The organism is Nioella ostreopsis, from assembly GCF_004000255.1.
Lineage (GTDB): Bacteria > Pseudomonadota > Alphaproteobacteria > Rhodobacterales > Rhodobacteraceae > Nioella > Nioella ostreopsis.
Map to the genome: position 1 here is coordinate 229,532 of NZ_RCIQ01000004.1, position 17,412 is coordinate 246,943.

The window sequence follows — 17,412 nt, forward strand, 5'->3', positions numbered from 1 at the left end:
AAGAGAGCGTCGGCTTTGATCGGAATAGGGCAATATCGTGGTTAACTTGGCCTCGCCTGCTCGCCCCATTGTCACCAGAGCGGAAACAGCGATTGATCTCGATCTATCTGTGCGACAGCCGCCCAGATGCTTGATGTTCTCTGATTTTATCTAGAGCCGTGCAAGGCCGGTGGGAATGATCGACCATGGCATTCGATGCTCAGTGCCATTTATTGTTTCTGATTTATAAACAGCCAATTGGCCGAGAGTTGGAAACGCACTGTTAACCATGGCAGAATTTGGGCAGCTTTGCGCTTTGCCTGACACATTTCCAATCCACCGTCAAATCCCAGCTTTGGTTCCATCGCGGAACCAATCGAATGCGAATCACTTTCTCAGCATCGAATCTTTCAACCCTTTCAAGGCCGATGGCTCTCCTGAATGTTCGATTAGGAGAACTGACCTGCGATTCCCGCGCCGCCTCAATCTTGCCACACGGGCCTTGCCCGGCCTTGCAAAATACGCCCCAAATCCGCCGCATTTCGCTGGCATCCTTGATCGCAGGCAGCAACAAACAAGCGGAGCACCTCGATGCCACAACCGCACCCCACACCGAAACAGGCACCGACCCCCCAACCAGCCCCCCGCAAGGGCAGCAGCGAGGATGAGACGCCCGCCACCTTCCGGGACTGGGCCAGCATCTGATAGGATCTGGGCGGACCCCTGACCGGAGCTGCGCCCATGCCTACCCCGCTGACAGACATCCGCAACATCGGTCCGGCCATGGCCGAAGACCTGCAACGCGCCGGGATCCCGGATGCCGAGACCCTGCGCCGGGCGGGCCCCGATGCGGCTTATGCGGCGATGCTGCGTGCCGGCAGCCGGCCGCATTTCATCGCGTATTACGTGCTGCATATGGGGTTGCAGGGGCGCCCCTGGAACGATTGTCAGGGGGATGAGAAGGCAGCGCTGCGCAGGCGCTTCGTTCAGATCAAGGCCGACTCCTTCGATCCTGACCGGTCAGAGTTCGAAAAGCTGATGAACGAGCTGGGCGTGGGTGCGCGACGCTGAGCCAAGAAGAATTTTGATGCAAAATTCTTCCGGGCTGAAATTTCTTCCGGAAGAAATTTGGGATGCGGAAAAATCTTCCAGAAGATTTTTCAGGGCCTCGACAGAAAACGGGCCGCCCAAATCAGAGCGGCCCGCAAATCACGTTTGGTCAGGTTTGACCTTAGCCGACCAGTTCGAGACCGGAGAAGAAATAGGCAATCTCTTCGGCTGCGGTTTCCGGCGCGTCGGAGCCGTGGACCGAGTTTTCGCCTTTGGACAGGGCGAAGTCCTTGCGGATGGTGCCGTCGGCGGCTTCTGCCGGATCGGTGGCGCCCATCACTTCGCGGTAGGCGGCAATGGCGTTTTCGCCTTCCAGAACCTGCACGACCACCGGCTCGGACGCCATGAATTCGCACAGCTCACCATAGAAGGGACGTTCTTTGTGCACGGCATAGAAGACACCGGCCTGCGCGGGGGTCAGGTGGATGCGCTTCTGGGCGATGATGCGCAGGCCGGCTGCTTCGATCTTGGCATTGATCGCGCCAGTCAGGTTGCGCTTGGTGGCATCGGGCTTGATGATCGAGAAGGTGCGTTGAACCGCCATGGGGACTCTCCGGAAAATGGGTTGGTTTGGCGCGGCTGCTAGCACGCAGCGCCTGTAAAGAAAACCCGCCAATTGACAGTGCCGCGCGACCGGGTCACACCCGCGCCCATGCTAAGAATTTCAGACATCTCCTACTCGATCGCTGGCCGCCCCTTGCTGGAGCACGCAACCGCCACCATCCCCGAGGGCCACAAGGTGGGCATCGTGGGGCGCAATGGCAGTGGCAAGACCACGCTCTTTCGGCTGATCCGCGGCGAGCTGACGCTCGATACGGGTGAAATCACCCTGCCCCCCCGATCCCGCATCGGCGGCGTCGCGCAGGAAGTTCCGTCTTCCGAGACCTCGCTGATCGACACGGTGCTGGCCGCCGATACCGAGCGCGCGTCGCTGATGGCCGAGCAGACACAGGATCCGACCCGCATCGCGGACATCCAGACCCGGCTTGCCGATATTGACGCCTGGTCCGCCGAGGCACGCGCCGCGACCATCCTGCGCGGTCTCGGCTTCACGCCCGAGGAACAGCTGATGCCCTGTTCCGCCTTCTCGGGCGGCTGGCGGATGCGGGTGGCGCTGGCGGCGGTGCTCTTCTCGGCGCCAGACCTGTTGCTGCTCGATGAACCAACCAACTATCTCGACCTCGAAGGCGCGCTGTGGCTGGAAAGCTACCTGGCGAAATATCCCCATACGGTCCTGGTGATCAGCCATGACCGGGGGCTGCTCAACCGTGCCGTGGGCCATATCCTGCATCTGGAGGAACGGCAGCTGACGCTCTATCAGGGCGGCTATGACACCTTCGCGCAGACTCGCGCGGCCCGGATCGCCGTGGCGCAGGCGGAATCGAAAAAGCAGGAGGCGCGCCGCGCCCATCTGCAAAGCTTCGTCGACCGGTTCCGCGCCAAGGCCACCAAGGCCCGGCAAGCGCAATCGCGCCTGAAGATGCTGGAAAAGATGCAGCCGATCACCGCCCCGGCCGAACGTGCATTCCGCAAGTTCAGCTTCCCCGAACCCGAACAGCTGTCGCCGCCCATCGTGCAGATGGACGGGGCCGCCGTGGGCTATGGCGGTGTGCCGGTCCTGAAGCGGCTGAACCTGCGCATAGACCAGGATGACCGCATCGCGCTGCTTGGCCGCAATGGCGAGGGCAAATCGACCCTGTCGAAGCTGCTGGCCGACAAGCTGCCGGTGCTGGAGGGGCGGATCACCAAATCCTCCAAGCTGCGGGTAGGCTATTTCGCGCAGCATCAGGTGGATGAGCTGCATATCGACGAAACACCCCTGCAACATCTGCGCAGGATGCGGCCCGAGGAGGCCCCGGCGAAGCTGCGGGCGCGGCTGGCGGGCTTCGGGCTGGGGGCCGATCAGGCGGAAACCGTGGTCGGCAAGCTGTCGGGGGGACAAAAGGCGCGGCTGTCGCTCTTGCTCGCCACGCTCGATGCACCGCATATGCTGATCCTCGACGAACCCACCAACCACCTCGATATCGAAAGCCGTGAGGCGCTTGTCGAGGCGCTGACCGCCTATAGCGGCGCAGTCATTCTTGTCAGCCACGACATGCATCTGCTGGAAATGACCGCCGATCGCCTGTGGCTGGTCAAGGATGGCACCGTGACGCCCTATGAGGATGATCTGGCGACCTATCGCAAGATGCTGTTGGCGGGCGAGGCGGCGACGTCGAAACCGAAGCCGGAAAAGCCCAGGCCCAAACGCGCCAGCCGCGACCAGATCCTCGAACTGCGCGGCGAGGTGCGCAAATGCGAGGAACGGGTGGAAAAGCTGAACGCCATGCGCGACAAGCTGGCCACGAAACTGGCGGACCCGGAGCTGTATGAATCGGGGAAGACCGGTGAAATCGAGGTCTGGCAGAAGAAATACGCCGAAGTCATGAACGGTCTCGACCGGGCCGAGGCGATGTGGCTCAAGGCATTGGAAAAGCTGGAGGAGGCCGAAGCGCAATGACCATGGCCGAGGCAATCACCGTCTTCGTGGCGCTGTTCGTGGTCATTGACCCGATCGGCCTGTCACCGATGTTCATCGCCATCACCCGCGGCATGAGCACCCGGGCGCGTCGTGCCATTGCCATCCGATCCTGTGTCGTTGCCGTGGGGCTTCTGACCGTGTTCGGCCTGGCGGGAGAGGCGGTTCTGGGCTTTCTGGGCATCTCACTGTCCGCCTTCCGCATCGCGGGTGGCATCCTTCTGTTCCTGACCGCACTCGACATGCTTTTCGAACGCCGCACGCAGCGCCGTCAGGGGCAGGCCGATGCGCCCCATGCGGAAGATCCTTCCGTCTTTCCGCTGGCCATGCCGTTGATTGCCGGTCCGGGCGCCATTGCCACGATGATCCTGCTGACCGGATCGGCGGGGTCGGTGCAGGGCATCGCCATGGTGCATGGGGTGATGCTGGCGGTGATACTCGTCGTGTTCCTGCTGTTTCTTCTGGCCGGGCCGATGGAAAGGATGCTGGGGCCCGTGGGCATCAACGTGGTCACGCGGCTGCTTGGCATGCTGCTCGCCGCGCTCTCTGTCCAGTTCGTGATTGACGGGATTCGCGATCTTCAGGTGTATTAGGCGGCCCCCTGCCCTATATTGGGCTCAGGATCAACGTTCAGACCGGCCCGATGAAAGACACCGATATCGCCTCGATCATCTATCTCAGCCTGCTGGCCATCGCGCTGACGGGGTCGATCATCTCGGCCAATCGCCACCAGATCGGCAAGGTTGCGCGCTATGCGGTGGTCTGGGGGGCTCTGATCCTGGGCGGATTCATTGCCGTGGGCGTCTGGCCCGAACTGCGCAACGGTGTGCTGCCCCAGCAATCGGTCGTGACCGGAACGGGTGAAGTCACGGTGCCGCGCAGTTTCGACGGTCATTACTACCTGACGCTGGAGATCAACGGCGCACCCATCCGCTTTGTCGTGGATACCGGGGCAACCGATATGGTGCTGACCCCGCAGGATGCCGCCCGCGCCGGTCTGGACACCGCCACCCTGCGCTATACAAGCCGCGCCATGACCGCCAATGGCATGGTCCAGACCGCACCGGTGCGGCTCGATCTGGTGGAACTCGGCCCGATCTCCGACCGCCGCGTCCCCGCCGTGGTCAATGGCTCGCCCATGCAGGAAAGCCTGCTCGGCATGAGCTACCTCAACCTCTTCGACCGGATCTCGATCGAGGACGGGCGCATGGTGCTGGCGCGCTAGAGAGTTTTCGTTTCTGGCACCTTCCGGTCAGGTTTTTCTGGAAATCTCCCGATCGGTGAGGCATGACTGTCACCATTGGATCGACACGCAGGCGATTATCGCCTCCCGTTCTGCCATTTTGATCAACCTTGCGGGTTGCGCACCCGCGCTGAGCAGGCTGTAAGGAGGCAAGCATGAGCAATTTCGCCTACATTCAATACGTAAACTACCTCAACCTCGGCTCTCCGCTAACCGGTGGAGCAGGGACAGTCACCGATCTGGACAATGACGACGAATTCGACAGCTTGGACAATGACGGTAACGGCTGGCTTTATGCAGGAACATTGGTGATCGACGGAATAACAATGCCCGTCTTTACCAACAACGGCAGCTTTCCGGCGGGTGCTCAACAAATTTACAATCCTGGCCCATCGACCGTAACCTGGCCATTGACGCTCGACAGCTCGATCACCTCGACCTTCACGGCGGCGAACTTCGCCTTCTGTTTCGCGGCAGGCACCGGCATTGCAACGCCCAACGGCGAGGTCGCGGTGGAGACTCTGGCGATCGGCGATCTTGTCCTGACCGCAGAAGGCGCATCAGTGCCGGTCAAGTGGATCGGTCGGCAGACCGTGTTCCCGATGTTCGGCCCCGCAGACAGGCTGATGCCAGTGCGCTTTGCGGCGGGTTCCTTGGGCGATGGTCTGCCCCGTACCGATCTAACCGTCACCGCCGATCACGGCATGCTGGTGGAGGACGTCATCTGCCACGCCGGAGCCTTGGTGAATGGCACCACGATCACGCGCGTTCCCCTATCCGAAATGGGCGAGCGTTATACTGTATACCACGTCGAAACCGAGGCGCATGAAATCATCCTCGCCAATGGCGCCCCTGCCGAAACCTTCATCGACAACGTCTCCCGCCGGGTCTTCGACAATTATGCGGAGTTCGAAGCGCTCTACGGCGAGGTGCCCGAAATGGAAGAACTGCCCTATCCCCGCGCCATGTCCGCACGCCAGGTGCCTGAACGCTTACGCAAGCAGCTTTCGCGCTTGATTGCGGTCTGATTGCACGGCAGGGTTGGCAGACGTCACAGCCCGGGGCCATTGGACGAGCCCCTTCGACAGAATGACAAAAGGTGACGGGCAGACCAGCAACAGGGCACGTGATGAGCGGCTGGTTTTCTCATTCGACGAACATGGCGCGCGCGGCATCTGGCCGGATCAATGATACAAGCGCTCCGCAACACTCGGGACAGGCCCAGATTTTGCTGGCCCGACCCGAAAGCCATACGGAGAGAGACAGATGGGAACCTATACGATCAATTCATGGTGCTACTACAGTGTAAGTACCGTGACTGCTACCGGCGATCAGTTCTGGTCCAGGCAGGCGCTGTCAGGCAGCAATCCCGGATATACGCCTGCCAGCTACACTGAAGGTGCCGCGGTCGACAATAACCTCTCACCTGGTGAAACGCTCGATCCCGATTATTCCGCGTTGGACGCGACTTATGTTGGAACCGTCACCTATAATGGGCGGGAATTCCTTGTGTTCGAGGATGAGTTTGGCCAGTTGCTGGGATCATCAGAAGCTGGGGTCGCCCATGCGGATTTCCCGCCGGCGGTGGACTTTGATGGCAATTATACTGCCGGTGACTCATCGGACGATATCGCCTCGACCGTCACGCCGATCTGCTTCCTCACGGGCACTCAAATTCAGTCACCGAAGGGACAAATTGCGGTGGAATGCCTGAAGGCCGGGGATATGGTTCTGATCGCCGACGGTGGCGAGGCGGAGGTCAAGTGGATCGGCCGCCAGACGGTCTCCACCCGCTTTGGCCCCGCGGAACGCCTGATGCCAGTGCGATTTGCGGCGGGGTCTTTGGGTGAAGGTCTGCCGCACACCGATCTGACGGTGACCGCCGACCACGGGATGCTGGTTTCGGGCGTCATTTGCCACGCAGGGGCGCTCGTGAATGGAACCACGATCACGCGGGTGCCGCTCTCCGAAATGGGCGAGCGTTACACCGTCTATCACATCGAAACCGAGGAACATGAAATCATCCTCGCCAACGGTGCCCCCGCCGAAACCTTCATCGACAATGTCTCGCGCCGTGTCTTTGACAATTTCACCGAATTCGAAGCGCTCTATGGCGACGTGCCCGAGATGGAAGAACTGCCTTATCCCCGCGCGATGAGTGCACGCCAGGTGCCAGCGCATATCAGGGCGGCTCTGACGCACAGCCGGGTTGCCTGACACAGTCTGACATTCCGAAGGCCCTCGCTTCCCGCGCGGGGGCTTTCCCTTTCAATCCGCCGAAATACCCCCGTTCTCGGCCTTCTTTTCCCACTTGCCGCCCTCTTCCGACCAGTATTGCGCGGCACAGCCTGCTCCTGTCAGGGTCTTCCACTGGATGCGGGCATGGGCGACCGCGTCGCCGTTGCCCCCATCGAAGAGGATGCAGACCCGGTCGAGGCTCTGCACCTCTTCGGGACTGATCTCGGCCCCCTCCACGCTCATCAGGCAGGCCGCACCGTTTGGGATATCCGCAGCGGTGCTCAGCAGCACTGGCTGATCGGCATCATGCGGCCCGCCCGCCCGGCCATGGGGCAGAAACCCCTCTTCCGGGCGCAGCCATAGCACCTCGTCCAGCCGGTCGAGAAATGCATCGGAGCGGCCCCGAACCACCACCCGCCAGCCCACTTGCAGCGACTTGGCCGCAAGCGTCTGCACGGTCGCCTCGGCGCTGGACCGGGTCAGGTGGTAGAAATAGGCCGCGCCCATAAGGGGTTACTCCGCCTCGTAGCCGTCGCGGATCATCCGGTCGAGCGCCATGACGCCCCAACCGGTCGCGCCCTTGGGGGCAAGGGCCGTATCCGCCTTGACGCTGGCCACCCCTGCGATGTCCAGGTGAATCCAGGGAGTCTCGTCCTTGACGAAGCGTTGCAGGAACTGTGCCGCGGTGATCGAGCCCGCGGGACGGCCGCCCACATTCTTCATATCCGCCACATGGGATTTCAGCATCTTGTCATAGGCGGCGCCGAGCGGCATCCGCCACGCGCCCTCTCCTTCCGCGCCAGCTGCCTTGAGGAAGCTGTTGCAGAACCCGTCATCATTGGAAAATACGCCCGCGTTTTCATGCCCCAACCCGATGATGATCGCGCCGGTCAGGGTCGCCAGATCGACCATGCCGGCAGGTTGGAAGCGGTCCTGCGCGTACCACATGATATCGCACAGGACGAGCCGCCCTTCGGCATCGGTATTGATCACCTCGATCGTGTCGCCCTTCATCGAGCGCACCACGTCGCCGGGTCGCTGCGCACGCCCGTCGGGCATGTTTTCCACCAGCCCCACGACGCCCACCACATTGGCCCTGGCCTTGCGCAGGGCCAACGCACGCATGACACCCGAGACGACGCCCGCGCCGCCCATATCCATGGTCATGTCTTCCATGCCGCCGGCCGGTTTCAGGCTGATGCCACCGGTGTCGAAGACAACGCCCTTGCCGATCAGCGCCAGCGGGGCCTCGTCACCGCCGCCCCTCCACTGCATGACCACGACCTTCGACGGGCTTTCGGACCCCTGCCCCACGGCCAGCAGTGCCCGCATGCCGAGTGTTTCCAGCTCCGCCTCGTCGAGGATCTCCACCTCCAGCCCCAGATCGGCCATTGCGGCGAGACGCGCGGCGAACTCTTCGGTGGTCAGCACGTTGGAAGGCTCGCTCACCAGATCGCGGGTGAAAAAGACGCCCTCGGCCACGGCGGTCATGGGCGTGGCTTCGGCGGACACGTCCTCGGGCTTGCTGACAAGGAACACGGCCCCTTCGCCAACGGGAGTGTCGCCGGTCTTGTGATCGGTGAATTCATAGGCCCGCATCGCCAGCCCGAAGGACATGTCAGCGGCCCGGTGGAACGCCCCGGCGGCCACGGTCAGTGCTGCCTTGCCCTTGGCCTTGGCCAGTTCGGCCCCGGCGCGACGCGCCTCTTCGACACTGACCCGGCGGGGGAGTTTGACAACAAGCAGCGCCTCGGCGGCCAGACCGGTCGGGAAGCCCAGAGACACGCAATCGCCCGTCCTGGCCTTGTCCCAGGCGTCCGACTCGGCCAGACGCACCAACGCGCCCTTGGTCAGCCGGTTCACCCGGCGCGCAGACTGGTCGAGCTTGCCATCGGGGGTGACGATCACCGCCAGCTTGCCTTCGGCGCCTGCCAGCGCATCGAGGTCGGTTTCGGAGAAGGAAATGGCAATCGGCGTGGTCATGTGGGAACCTCTGGAATTGGATGTTGTTGCAACACTAGAACTAGTGGGCAGGCTTGACCAGATATGCCTGTCCTTGTGGCTGCGATTGGATTAAGACCTTGGTTACTGGGGTTATTAAGAGATTGATTTCGGGGGGCGATGAACTTGGGACGCTATGACCGGTATATCCTGTCACAGCTTCTGGCGCTGTTCAGCTTTTTCAGCCTTGTGCTGGTCTCCGTCTATTGGGTCAACAGGGCCGTGGGCCTGTTCGACAGGCTGATCGGCGACGGGCAATCCTTACGGGTTTTCCTAGAGTTTTCCGCCCTTTCCCTGCCGCAGATCATCTTTCTCGTGCTACCGGTCTCGGCCTTTGTGGCGGCGATCTATGTCACCAACCGGATGATTTCGGAAAGCGAACTTGTGGTGATGCAGACCGCGGGATGCTCTGCGCTTCGGCTTCTGCGCCCGGTCTGGGTGTTCGGTGTCGTGGCCGCGCTGCTTCTGGCGATTCTGGCGCATTACCTTGTGCCCGCCGCCCGTGGCCAGCTCATGAACCGGTCGGTGGAGGTCTCTCAGGACATGACCGGCAGGCTTCTGCGTGAAGGCGAGTTCATCCACCCCACAGATGGGCTGACCGTCTATATCCGCGAGATCACCGAATTGGGCGAGTTTCGCGACGTATTTCTGCAAGACAGATCCACACCCGATGTGGAAACCACCTATACCGCCCGGCGCGCGCTGCTGGTCTCATCAGAGGCCGGCCCCCGGTTGGTGATGTTCGAAGGGGTGGCGCAGACCGTGCAGGCCGAGGGGCAGCGCCTGTCCATCGTTGAATTCGACGATTTCACTTATGACATTGCCGGGCTGATCGAAACGCCGGAGACTCGCACGCTGCATATCCGGGAGCTGTCCACCCCGGTCCTGCTGTTTGCGCCGCGTGCCTTTGCAGAGGCTCAGGGCTCGACGCTTGCCGAATTCCGCTTTTCGGGTCACGACCGGCTTGCCCGCCCCTTCTTCGCACTGTTCGTGCCGGTGATCGCGGCAGCAACCCTGATGCTCGGGGCGTTCTCGCGCTTTGGCATCTGGCCGCAGATCCTGTTGGCCATCGCGTTGATCATTCCCCTCCAGATGATCTGGAACGTGGCCGAAAGCGTCGGGATGCGGCAGGACGGCATGGCATGGCTGGCCTATCTGCAACCGGCAGCAGCCGGAGCCATCGCCGCGCTGATGATCGCGCTGGCCCTGCGAGGCCACCGACACCCGCGCCGACAGGAGGCCGCGGCGTGATCCTGCATCTTTATATCGCCCGAAGGTTCCTGCGCTCTTTCCTGATCGTGCTTGCGGTCTTCGTCGCCATTCTGCTGCCGATCGACCTTGCCGAACAGCTGCGCGCCATGGGGGAAAGCAATGCTGGTCTCGGCGCGGCGTTCAATCTGGCGCTGCTGAACCTGCCCGGAACGCTCTACCGGATGCTGCCGCTGTTCGTCATTCTGGCAACGCTCGTTCTGTTCCTGTCCCTGGCGCGCACGTCCGAGCTTGTGGTCATACGGGCCTCGGGCCGGTCTGCCCTGCATTCGGCCCTGTCGCCGGTGATGATGTCGCTTGTGATCGGCATCCTCGGACTGCTGGTCATCAACCCGCTTGTGGCCGCAACGGAGCGGCAGTTCGAAATCTCCATGTCGCGCTACCAGAGCGGCGAAAACCGGACCCTGTCCGTCTCTGGCGAAGGGCTGTGGCTGCGCCAGGGCAGCCAGTTCGGCCAGACCGTGATCCGTGCAGCACGCGCCAATTCCGATGGCACGTCGCTTTTCGAAACCAGCTTCTTCGTCTTCGACCCCGACGGGTTGGCGCAAAGCCGCATCGATGCGGACTCCGCGGTTCTGGCGGATGGGGCATGGACGCTGACCGATGCCAAGCTCTGGCCGCTAGGACAGGCCAACCCCGAGGCGGAGGCCACCAGCCACGAAACCTTTACCCTGCCCTCCACCCTGACCCGCGATCAGATCCGCGACAGTTTCGGCCGCCCCACGACGATTCCGATCTACGAACTGCCCCGATTCATCTCGCAACTGCGCACGGCGGGCTTCGCCGCCCTGCAACATCGCATGTGGTTCATGAGTGAATTGGCCAATCCGCTGCTTCTCGCCGCGATGGTTCTGATTGGCGCGAGCTTCACGATGAGGCATACACGTTTTGGGAAAACGGGGATGATGGTGCTATTCGCATTGCTGGTGGGATTCGGGCTGTTCTTCCTGCGCAATTTCGCGCAGGTTCTGGGGGAAACCGGCCAGTTGCCGGTGGCCGTCGCGGCATGGACTCCACCGATCGCGGCGATTCTGCTGTCGCTAGGCATTCTCTTGCATACGGAGGACGGATGATGCGGATCGGCGCGTTTCTTCTGTCCCTGATCCTGCTGGCAAGCCCGCTGGCCGCGCAAACGCGCGTCATTCCCGCAACGCTGATCGCCGACGACATCCGCTTTTCCGGCGCAACCACGTCCGTCACCGCCAGCGGCAATGTCGAGATTTTCTACAACGGAGTCAGGCTGCGCGCGGGCCGGATTGTCTATGATGGCACCGCTGATCGCGTGAGCGTGGAAGGCCCGATCACCCTGACCGAAGACAGCGGGCGCAGCATCCTCTTCGCCGATTTCGCCGAGCTTTCGGCCGATCTGCAAAACGGTGTGCTGCAATCCGCCCGGCTGGTTCTGGACCGGCAGTTGCAGATTGCCGCGACCCAGATCAACCGGGTCGACGGGCGCTACACGCAGATGTACCAGACCGTCGCGTCGTCCTGCGAGGTCTGCGCCACGAACCCGGTGCCGCTGTGGCAGATCCGGGCGCGTCGGATCATCCATGATCAGCAGGAACAACAGCTCTATTTCGAAGATGCGCAGTTCCGAGCACTCGGTGTGCCGATTGCATGGTTCCCGCGTCTGCGGCTGCCGGATCCGACGCTGGAACGCGCCACCGGCTTTCTGACCCCGACCATTCGCGCGTCGAACCAGTTGGGCACCGGCATTCGCCTGCCCTATTTCATCGAAATGGGCGACCATGCGGACCTGACCATCACGCCCTATATCACCGCAGGCGACAGCCAGACGCTTGAGGCACGCTTTCGCCGGGCGTTCGAAAATGGATTTGTCGAATTGAACGGGGCTGTCAGCTGGGATGACCTGTCGGTGGACTCGTCCCGATCCTACGTCTTTGCCGAGGGGTGGTTCGACCTGCCGCGCGATTTCCGGCTGGAGTTCACTTACGAAACCGTCTCGGACCCGGATTACCTGCTGACCTACGGCTACAGCGAGGAAGACAGCCTGAACACGGGCATTACCCTCAGCCGGGCCGATCGCAACGAGTATATCGGCATTTCCGCCAACCGGTTCCGATCGCTTCGAGAGGGCGATAACAATTTCACCCTGCCGACCCTGACCACCGATGCGGAGGTGACGGAACGCTTCAGCCCTTCCTGGCTTGGAGGCATTGCCACGGTCGGCATGTCCACGCACAGCCATGCCCGCCGGTCGGATGCCGATATCGACGGGCGCGATGTGGCGCGGCTCAGCTTCGATGCCAATTGGCGGCGGGACTGGATCTTGCCCGCCGGCATTCTGGCAGCGGTCGAGGCGCAATGGCAGGGGGATGTCTACAATATCAGCCAGGACTCCACCTATGACGACACCATCACCCGCTCGACACCCTATCTTGCGGCCGAGCTGCGCTGGCCCCTGGCGCGGGCGAGTTCGGCGGGGGTGACGCATCTGCTGGAACCGGTGCTGCAATATGTCTGGGCCCCTGACACGCAGCCGGCCCTGCCCAATGAAGACGGGCGCGTGGTGGAATTCGACGAGGGCAACCTGTTTTCGCTCAACCGCTTTCCGGGTGCCGACGGGCAGGAACTGGGGCCGCGCCTGGCCTATGGGCTGTCCTATACCCGTGACGATCCGCTTGGCTGGTCGCTTGGGGTGACTGTCGGGCAGGTCCTGCGCGAACGCGACCATGCGCAGTTCACCCAAGGGTCGGGGCTGGACGGGACGCAATCCGATTTCATGCTGTCCACCAGCCTCGGGATCGGCAATTCGCTGACCCTGATGAACCGCGCCCTGTTCAGTGAGTCCTTCAACATAAGCTCGAATGAATTCGCCCTGATGTGGGAGGAAGATCAGTTCGATCTTGCCTCTTCGATCACCTGGCTGGAAGCAGATCCCGCCGAGGGCCGCCCTCAGGACATGGCGGAATGGGCCTTTGACGCCAGCTATGATTTCGACAATGCCTGGGCCGCAACAGTGGACTGGCGCTATGATTTCGAGGCCAACGAGCCCACAAGGGCAGGATTGAGCCTGATCTACGCAACCGAGTGCGTGGACGTGGAGTTTTCTCTCTCGCGTCGCTTCACGACCTCGGCTACGTTGCCCTCAGCCACCGATATCGGATTGACTGTGGCGTTGAACGGTTTCGGCGCGTCCCGCGACGGACGCAGCTATGACCGAAGCTGCCACAGATAACCGGAACGCCGGACGAAAGAATGACGCATATGACCTTGACGACCCAAGCAGACAGACCCCGCATCGCAGGCCCCCTGAAAGCCCTGACCGCAGCGCTTGCCCTGTCACTTGTCCCGTTGACACCGGCCACGGCGCAAAGCCCGTTTTCGGCGGCGGTGACCGTGAATGACCAGATCGTCACGCATTACGAAATCACGCAGCGCGTGCTGTTTCTCGAAGTTCTGAACGCCCCGGGCGACTTGCAGGAACAGGCACGCGAAACCCTGATCAACGAACGCCTGCAACGCGAAGTCGGTGAGCGGTTCGGCATGCTCGCCAGCATCGACGATATTGAAGAGGGCATGGCCGAATTCGCAGGGCGCGCCAACATGAACACCGAGGCCTTTCTGGGTGCCTTGCAGAACGAAGGGATTTCGCCCGAAACCTTCCGCGATTTCGTTGCGGCCGGGATCACCTGGCGCAATATCGTGCGCGCCCGTTTTGGACCCCGCGCACAGGTCACCGAGGAAGAGATTGACCGGGCGCTGACCCTGTCCGCATCCGATGGCGGCGCACAGATCAATGTCGCCGAGCTCGTGGTGCCGGTCACCCCGGAAAACGCCGATCAGATCCGCGCTGACATTGCCCGCCTGGCACAGGAGCTCGACGGCTCGATAGGGGCCTTCTCGGAAGCCGCCCGCGCCTATTCCGCCGCGGCAACGGGTCGTCAGGGTGGCGGGCTTGGCTGGCGTCCCCTGTCCGCGATCCCGCCGCAACTGCGCGCGATCCTGCTGCCAATGAATGTGGGCGACGTCACCGACCCGGTGCCGCTTGGACCTGCCATCGCGATTTTCCAGCTGCGCGGGCTGGACGAGACCGGGTTCGTATCGCCGGAGGTGACGGCGGTCGAATATGCCGAGGTGCTGATCCCCGGCGGCCAGAGCGCAGAGGCTTTGGCCGAGGCGCAGGATCTGCGCGACAGCATCGACACCTGTGACGATCTGAATGGTGTGCGCCCGGGCGGCTTTGAACTCGTTTCCCTGCCGATCGAGGATGTACCCGGTGATATCTCGCTGGAGCTTGCCCGTCTGGATGCCAACGAGATCTCGACCGGGCTGACCCGCGCGAATGGTACGCAACTGCTGTTCCTGATGCTCTGCGGCCGGTCCACGGAACTGCCCGAAGGCGGACGCGACGAAGTCCGGCAGGCCCTGTTCCAGCAGCGTCTGGAAAGCTATGCGCAGGGCTATCTGGCCGAGCTGCGCGCCGATGCGATCATCGACGAAAACCCATGACCGCGCAGACACTGCCCCCCGTGGCCGTCAGCTGTGGGGAGCCCTCCGGGATCGGCCCGGAAATCATCGTCAAAGCGCGCGCCGCGCTTGGGGCGAATCTGCCCTTCTTCGCCATTGGGGATCCGCGTCATTTCAAAGCCCATGGGGCCGTTGACCTGATTTCGGCCCCCGTGGAGGCCTCGGACGTGCCACCCGGGCGCCTGCCGCTTCTGGCCCATGATTTTGCCGCCGACGCCGCACCCGGCCAGCCCGATCCGCGCAACGCGCAAGCTGTGATCGACGTGATCGAGAAAGGCGTTGACCTTGTCAGGGCCGGTGCGGCTTCGGCGATCTGTACTGCACCCATCCACAAGAAGGCGCTAAAGGACGGGGCGGGCTTCGCCTTTCCCGGCCACACGGAGTTCCTGGCCCATCTGGCGGGGGTGGACCGCGTGGTGATGATGCTGGCCTGCGATGCATTGCGGGTGGTTCCGGTCACGATCCACATCGCGCTGGCCGATGTTCCGAGGGCGCTGACGCCGGAGCTTCTGGCCGATACGATCCGCATCACCCATGCGGCGCTGATCCGCGATTTCGGGCTGGAGGCCCCGCGATTGGCGGTGGCCGGGCTCAATCCCCATGCGGGCGAAGGCGGCACAATGGGGGTCGAGGACATGGCGGTGATCACCCCGGTCCTGGACATGCTGCGGGCCGAAGGGATGCGGATTGCGGGGCCACTCTCTGCCGACACCATGTTCCACGCAGGCGCGCGCGCGGGCTATGATGCCGCAATTGCCATGTATCACGATCAGGCGCTGATCCCGATCAAGACGCTGGATTTCGCGGGCGGGGTGAATGTCTCGCTCGGCCTGCCCTTTATCCGCACCTCGCCCGATCACGGGACGGCGTTTGATATCGCCGGAAAAGGATTGGCCGATCCAGCCAGCATGATCGCCGCGCTGCACATGGCCCGCGACATGGCCCTTGCCCGGGCGGGAGGCGCCTGATGGCCAGATCCGGAGGGGGCTCTGCCCCCGTCGCTGCGCGACTCCCCCGAGGTATTTTTGCCAAGCTGAAAGGGGGCGGCGCGCGCGTTAACCTTAATGGAGTGTTGCATGGCGACGATTGACGGGCTGCCGCCGCTTCGCGAGGTGATCGCGACCCATGGGCTCAGTGCGCGAAAGGCGCTTGGGCAGAATTTCCTGCTGGATCTGAACCTGACCGCCAAGATTGCCCGCGCTGCCGGCGATCTGACCGGTTGCGATGTGCTGGAGGTGGGCCCCGGCCCCGGTGGCCTCACGCGCGGGTTGCTGGCCGAGGGCGCGCGGCGGGTGGTGGCGATCGAGAAGGATGCGCGGTGCTTGCCGGCGCTGGCGGAGATCTCGGCGGCTTATCCCGGTCAGCTGGAGGTGATGAACGAGGATGCGTTGCAGGTCGATTGGGCCGCGCATCTGACGCCGCCGATCAAGGTCGTGGCGAACCTGCCTTATAATGTGGGGACGGAACTGCTGATACGCTGGTTGACGCCGAAGCTGTGGCCGCCGCAATGGCAAAGCCTGACGCTGATGTTTCAGCGGGAAGTGGCTGAGAGGATCGTCGCGCAACCGGGCGGCAAGGCCTATGGGCGGCTTGCGGTGCTGGCCCAGTGGCGGTGCAGTGCCAGGATCGCGCTGACGCTGCCGCCCGAGGCCTTCACGCCGCCCCCCAAGGTGAAATCGGCCGTGGTGCATCTGACCGCCCTGCCCGCGCCCCGGTTCGAGGCCGATCCCAAGGTGCTGGAACGCGTCGTCGCCGCCGGGTTCAACCAGCGGCGAAAGATGCTGCGCGCCGCCCTGAAAGGGCTGGCGCCGGATATCGAGGATCGCATTCTGGCTGCGGGGCTGACGCCTACCGACAGGGCCGAACAGGTCCCCATCGAAGGGTTCTGTGCGCTTGCCCGCCAGATCGCGGCGGGCTGAGGCCTATTCCGCAGCCTGCGGGCCTTCTTCCGGGGAGCTGGCCGCGTCGCCCTGGCTTTCGGCCGCCTTCTTGGGGGCCCGGCGGGTGCGAGGGCGTTTGGGCTTTGGCGCGCTTTCGGGCGTGCTGACCAGACCGCTGTCACCAGAACCGGGCACGTCGATCACATCATCGAAGGAGCCTTTTTCGGCGGCCGCTGCGGGGGCAGGCTCTGGCCGGTCCTGCGCGTCGGGCTTGCTGCCCTGATCCTGGGCCGTGTCATCGTCTCGGGACTGGCGCGCCTCACGGGCCTGCTGCTGTGCTTCCTGCTCGGCCCGGCGGGCGTCCTGCTCTCGCTGCGCCTCACCCAACATGCGGGCATAGTGCTCGGCATGTTGCTGGAAATTCTCGGCGGCAACCCGGTCATTGGCGAGCTGCGCGTCACGGGTCAGCTGGTTGTACTTGTCAATGATCTGCTGCGGCGTTCCACGAACCTTGCCCTCGGGGCCGGAGCTGTCGAACACGCGATTGACGATATTGCCCATAGAGCGGTTGTTGTTGTTGCGATTGCCCTTGGACCGCGAACGGTTTTTTGATGATCTCATGTGTCTGTATCTGTTCCAGCTGTCCTGGTGTCATTGGGATGCGGGGCACGCGATGGTCAGGC

General features: G+C 62.9%; 16 protein-coding genes. 12 read left to right on the forward strand and 4 right to left on the reverse strand.

Annotation, left to right across the window (positions count from 1 at the left end):
* Nucleotides 1-720 precede the first annotated feature (720 nt).
* Nucleotides 721-1,050 (forward strand): TfoX/Sxy family protein, encoded by a 330-nt coding sequence (locus tag EP237_RS06505; protein WP_127559303.1) that lies wholly within the window; start codon nt 721-723, stop codon nt 1,048-1,050.
* Nucleotides 1,051-1,210: 160 nt separating this feature from the next.
* Here EP237_RS06505 and ndk read toward each other — a convergent pair whose 3' ends face one another.
* Nucleotides 1,211-1,633, reverse strand: a complete 423-nt coding sequence (gene ndk, locus EP237_RS06510) for a nucleoside-diphosphate kinase (protein WP_127559305.1) — start codon at nt 1,631-1,633, stop codon at nt 1,211-1,213.
* Nucleotides 1,634-1,741: 108 nt separating this feature from the next.
* Between ndk and EP237_RS06515 the strand changes: the two genes are divergently transcribed.
* The 5 genes from EP237_RS06515 (at nt 1,742) to EP237_RS06535 (ending at nt 7,067) form a co-directional block, all read left to right on the forward strand.
* Nucleotides 1,742-3,589 (forward strand): ABC-F family ATP-binding cassette domain-containing protein, encoded by a 1,848-nt coding sequence (locus tag EP237_RS06515; protein ID WP_127559307.1) that lies wholly within the window; start codon nt 1,742-1,744, stop codon nt 3,587-3,589.
* The gene (locus EP237_RS06520) at nt 3,586-4,200 is read left to right on the forward strand and encodes a MarC family protein (RefSeq protein WP_127559309.1); all 615 of its coding nucleotides are present in this window, start codon (nt 3,586-3,588) and stop codon (nt 4,198-4,200) included. Before EP237_RS06515 ends, EP237_RS06520 begins: the two co-directional genes overlap by 4 nt.
* A 50-nt stretch (nt 4,201-4,250) precedes the next feature.
* Nucleotides 4,251-4,832 (forward strand): retropepsin-like aspartic protease family protein, encoded by a 582-nt coding sequence (locus EP237_RS06525; RefSeq protein WP_127559311.1) that lies wholly within the window; start codon nt 4,251-4,253, stop codon nt 4,830-4,832.
* 173 nt (nt 4,833-5,005) lie between these two features.
* Nucleotides 5,006-5,878: a Hint domain-containing protein gene (locus EP237_RS06530; RefSeq protein ID WP_127559313.1), complete on the forward strand. Its 873-nt coding sequence runs from the start codon at nt 5,006-5,008 to the stop codon at nt 5,876-5,878.
* A gap of 238 nt (nt 5,879-6,116) precedes the next feature.
* Nucleotides 6,117-7,067: a Hint domain-containing protein gene (locus EP237_RS06535; RefSeq protein ID WP_127559315.1), complete on the forward strand. Its 951-nt coding sequence runs from the start codon at nt 6,117-6,119 to the stop codon at nt 7,065-7,067.
* A 51-nt stretch (nt 7,068-7,118) separates the two neighbouring features.
* Here the strand turns inward: EP237_RS06535 and EP237_RS06540 are convergent, their stop codons facing one another.
* Nucleotides 7,119-7,595 (reverse strand): DNA polymerase III subunit chi, encoded by a 477-nt coding sequence (locus EP237_RS06540; protein WP_127559317.1) that lies wholly within the window; start codon nt 7,593-7,595, stop codon nt 7,119-7,121.
* 6 nt (nt 7,596-7,601) lie between these two features.
* Entirely contained in the window at nt 7,602-9,071 is a 1,470-nt protein-coding gene (locus EP237_RS06545) for a leucyl aminopeptidase (RefSeq protein ID WP_127559319.1), read from the reverse strand.
* Between the two features lie 138 nt (nt 9,072-9,209).
* On the opposite strand from EP237_RS06545, the gene lptF reads away from it, so the two are divergent.
* The 6 genes from lptF (at nt 9,210) to rsmA (ending at nt 16,768) form a co-directional block, all read left to right on the forward strand.
* Nucleotides 9,210-10,340 carry an LPS export ABC transporter permease LptF gene (lptF, locus tag EP237_RS06550; RefSeq protein WP_240661542.1) on the forward strand — a complete coding sequence of 377 codons (1,131 nt, stop codon included), beginning with the start codon at nt 9,210-9,212 and terminating at the stop codon, nt 10,338-10,340.
* Nucleotides 10,337-11,431: an LPS export ABC transporter permease LptG gene (lptG, locus tag EP237_RS06555; RefSeq protein ID WP_127559321.1), complete on the forward strand. Its 1,095-nt coding sequence runs from the start codon at nt 10,337-10,339 to the stop codon at nt 11,429-11,431. The genes lptF and lptG overlap by 4 nt, the downstream gene beginning before the upstream one ends.
* A complete protein-coding gene (locus tag EP237_RS06560; RefSeq protein WP_240661544.1) occupies nt 11,428-13,557 on the forward strand; it encodes an LPS-assembly protein LptD in 2,130 nt (709 codons plus the stop codon). Before lptG ends, EP237_RS06560 begins: the two co-directional genes overlap by 4 nt.
* A gap of 29 nt (nt 13,558-13,586) precedes the next feature.
* A complete protein-coding gene (locus EP237_RS06565) occupies nt 13,587-14,831 on the forward strand; it encodes a peptidylprolyl isomerase (RefSeq protein WP_164744639.1) in 1,245 nt (414 codons plus the stop codon).
* Nucleotides 14,828-15,817 (forward strand): 4-hydroxythreonine-4-phosphate dehydrogenase PdxA, encoded by a 990-nt coding sequence (pdxA, locus tag EP237_RS06570; RefSeq protein ID WP_127559327.1) that lies wholly within the window; start codon nt 14,828-14,830, stop codon nt 15,815-15,817. Before EP237_RS06565 ends, pdxA begins: the two co-directional genes overlap by 4 nt.
* Before the next feature lie 108 nt (nt 15,818-15,925).
* Nucleotides 15,926-16,768, forward strand: a complete 843-nt coding sequence (rsmA, locus tag EP237_RS06575; RefSeq protein ID WP_127559329.1) for a 16S rRNA (adenine(1518)-N(6)/adenine(1519)-N(6))-dimethyltransferase RsmA — start codon at nt 15,926-15,928, stop codon at nt 16,766-16,768.
* A 3-nt stretch (nt 16,769-16,771) separates the two neighbouring features.
* Here the strand turns inward: rsmA and EP237_RS06580 are convergent, their stop codons facing one another.
* Nucleotides 16,772-17,350: a DUF4167 domain-containing protein gene (locus EP237_RS06580; protein WP_127559331.1), complete on the reverse strand. Its 579-nt coding sequence runs from the start codon at nt 17,348-17,350 to the stop codon at nt 16,772-16,774.
* Nucleotides 17,351-17,412: the final 62 nt, after the last annotated feature.

What these genes read in the sequence shown, in the direction of transcription:
- EP237_RS06530 (WP_127559313.1), top strand. Translation starts at nt 5,006, where the DNA reads ATGAGCAATTTCGCCTACATTCAATACGTAAACTACCTCAACCTCGGC.
- EP237_RS06525 (WP_127559311.1), top strand. Translation starts at nt 4,251, where the DNA reads ATGAAAGACACCGATATCGCCTCGATCATCTATCTCAGCCTGCTGGCC.
- rsmA (WP_127559329.1), top strand. Translation starts at nt 15,926, where the DNA reads ATGGCGACGATTGACGGGCTGCCGCCGCTTCGCGAGGTGATCGCGACC.
- EP237_RS06540 (WP_127559317.1), bottom strand. Translation starts at nt 7,595, where the DNA reads ATGGGCGCGGCCTATTTCTACCACCTGACCCGGTCCAGCGCCGAGGCG.
- EP237_RS06580 (WP_127559331.1), bottom strand. Translation starts at nt 17,350, where the DNA reads ATGAGATCATCAAAAAACCGTTCGCGGTCCAAGGGCAATCGCAACAAC.
- lptF (WP_240661542.1), top strand. Translation starts at nt 9,210, where the DNA reads ATGAACTTGGGACGCTATGACCGGTATATCCTGTCACAGCTTCTGGCG.
- EP237_RS06535 (WP_127559315.1), top strand. Translation starts at nt 6,117, where the DNA reads ATGGGAACCTATACGATCAATTCATGGTGCTACTACAGTGTAAGTACC.
- pdxA (WP_127559327.1), top strand. Translation starts at nt 14,828, where the DNA reads ATGACCGCGCAGACACTGCCCCCCGTGGCCGTCAGCTGTGGGGAGCCC.
- ndk (WP_127559305.1), bottom strand. Translation starts at nt 1,633, where the DNA reads ATGGCGGTTCAACGCACCTTCTCGATCATCAAGCCCGATGCCACCAAG.
- EP237_RS06515 (WP_127559307.1), top strand. Translation starts at nt 1,742, where the DNA reads ATGCTAAGAATTTCAGACATCTCCTACTCGATCGCTGGCCGCCCCTTG.
- EP237_RS06505 (WP_127559303.1), top strand. Translation starts at nt 721, where the DNA reads ATGCCTACCCCGCTGACAGACATCCGCAACATCGGTCCGGCCATGGCC.
- EP237_RS06565 (WP_164744639.1), top strand. Translation starts at nt 13,587, where the DNA reads ATGACCTTGACGACCCAAGCAGACAGACCCCGCATCGCAGGCCCCCTG.
- EP237_RS06545 (WP_127559319.1), bottom strand. Translation starts at nt 9,071, where the DNA reads ATGACCACGCCGATTGCCATTTCCTTCTCCGAAACCGACCTCGATGCG.
- EP237_RS06560 (WP_240661544.1), top strand. Translation starts at nt 11,428, where the DNA reads ATGATGCGGATCGGCGCGTTTCTTCTGTCCCTGATCCTGCTGGCAAGC.
- EP237_RS06520 (WP_127559309.1), top strand. Translation starts at nt 3,586, where the DNA reads ATGACCATGGCCGAGGCAATCACCGTCTTCGTGGCGCTGTTCGTGGTC.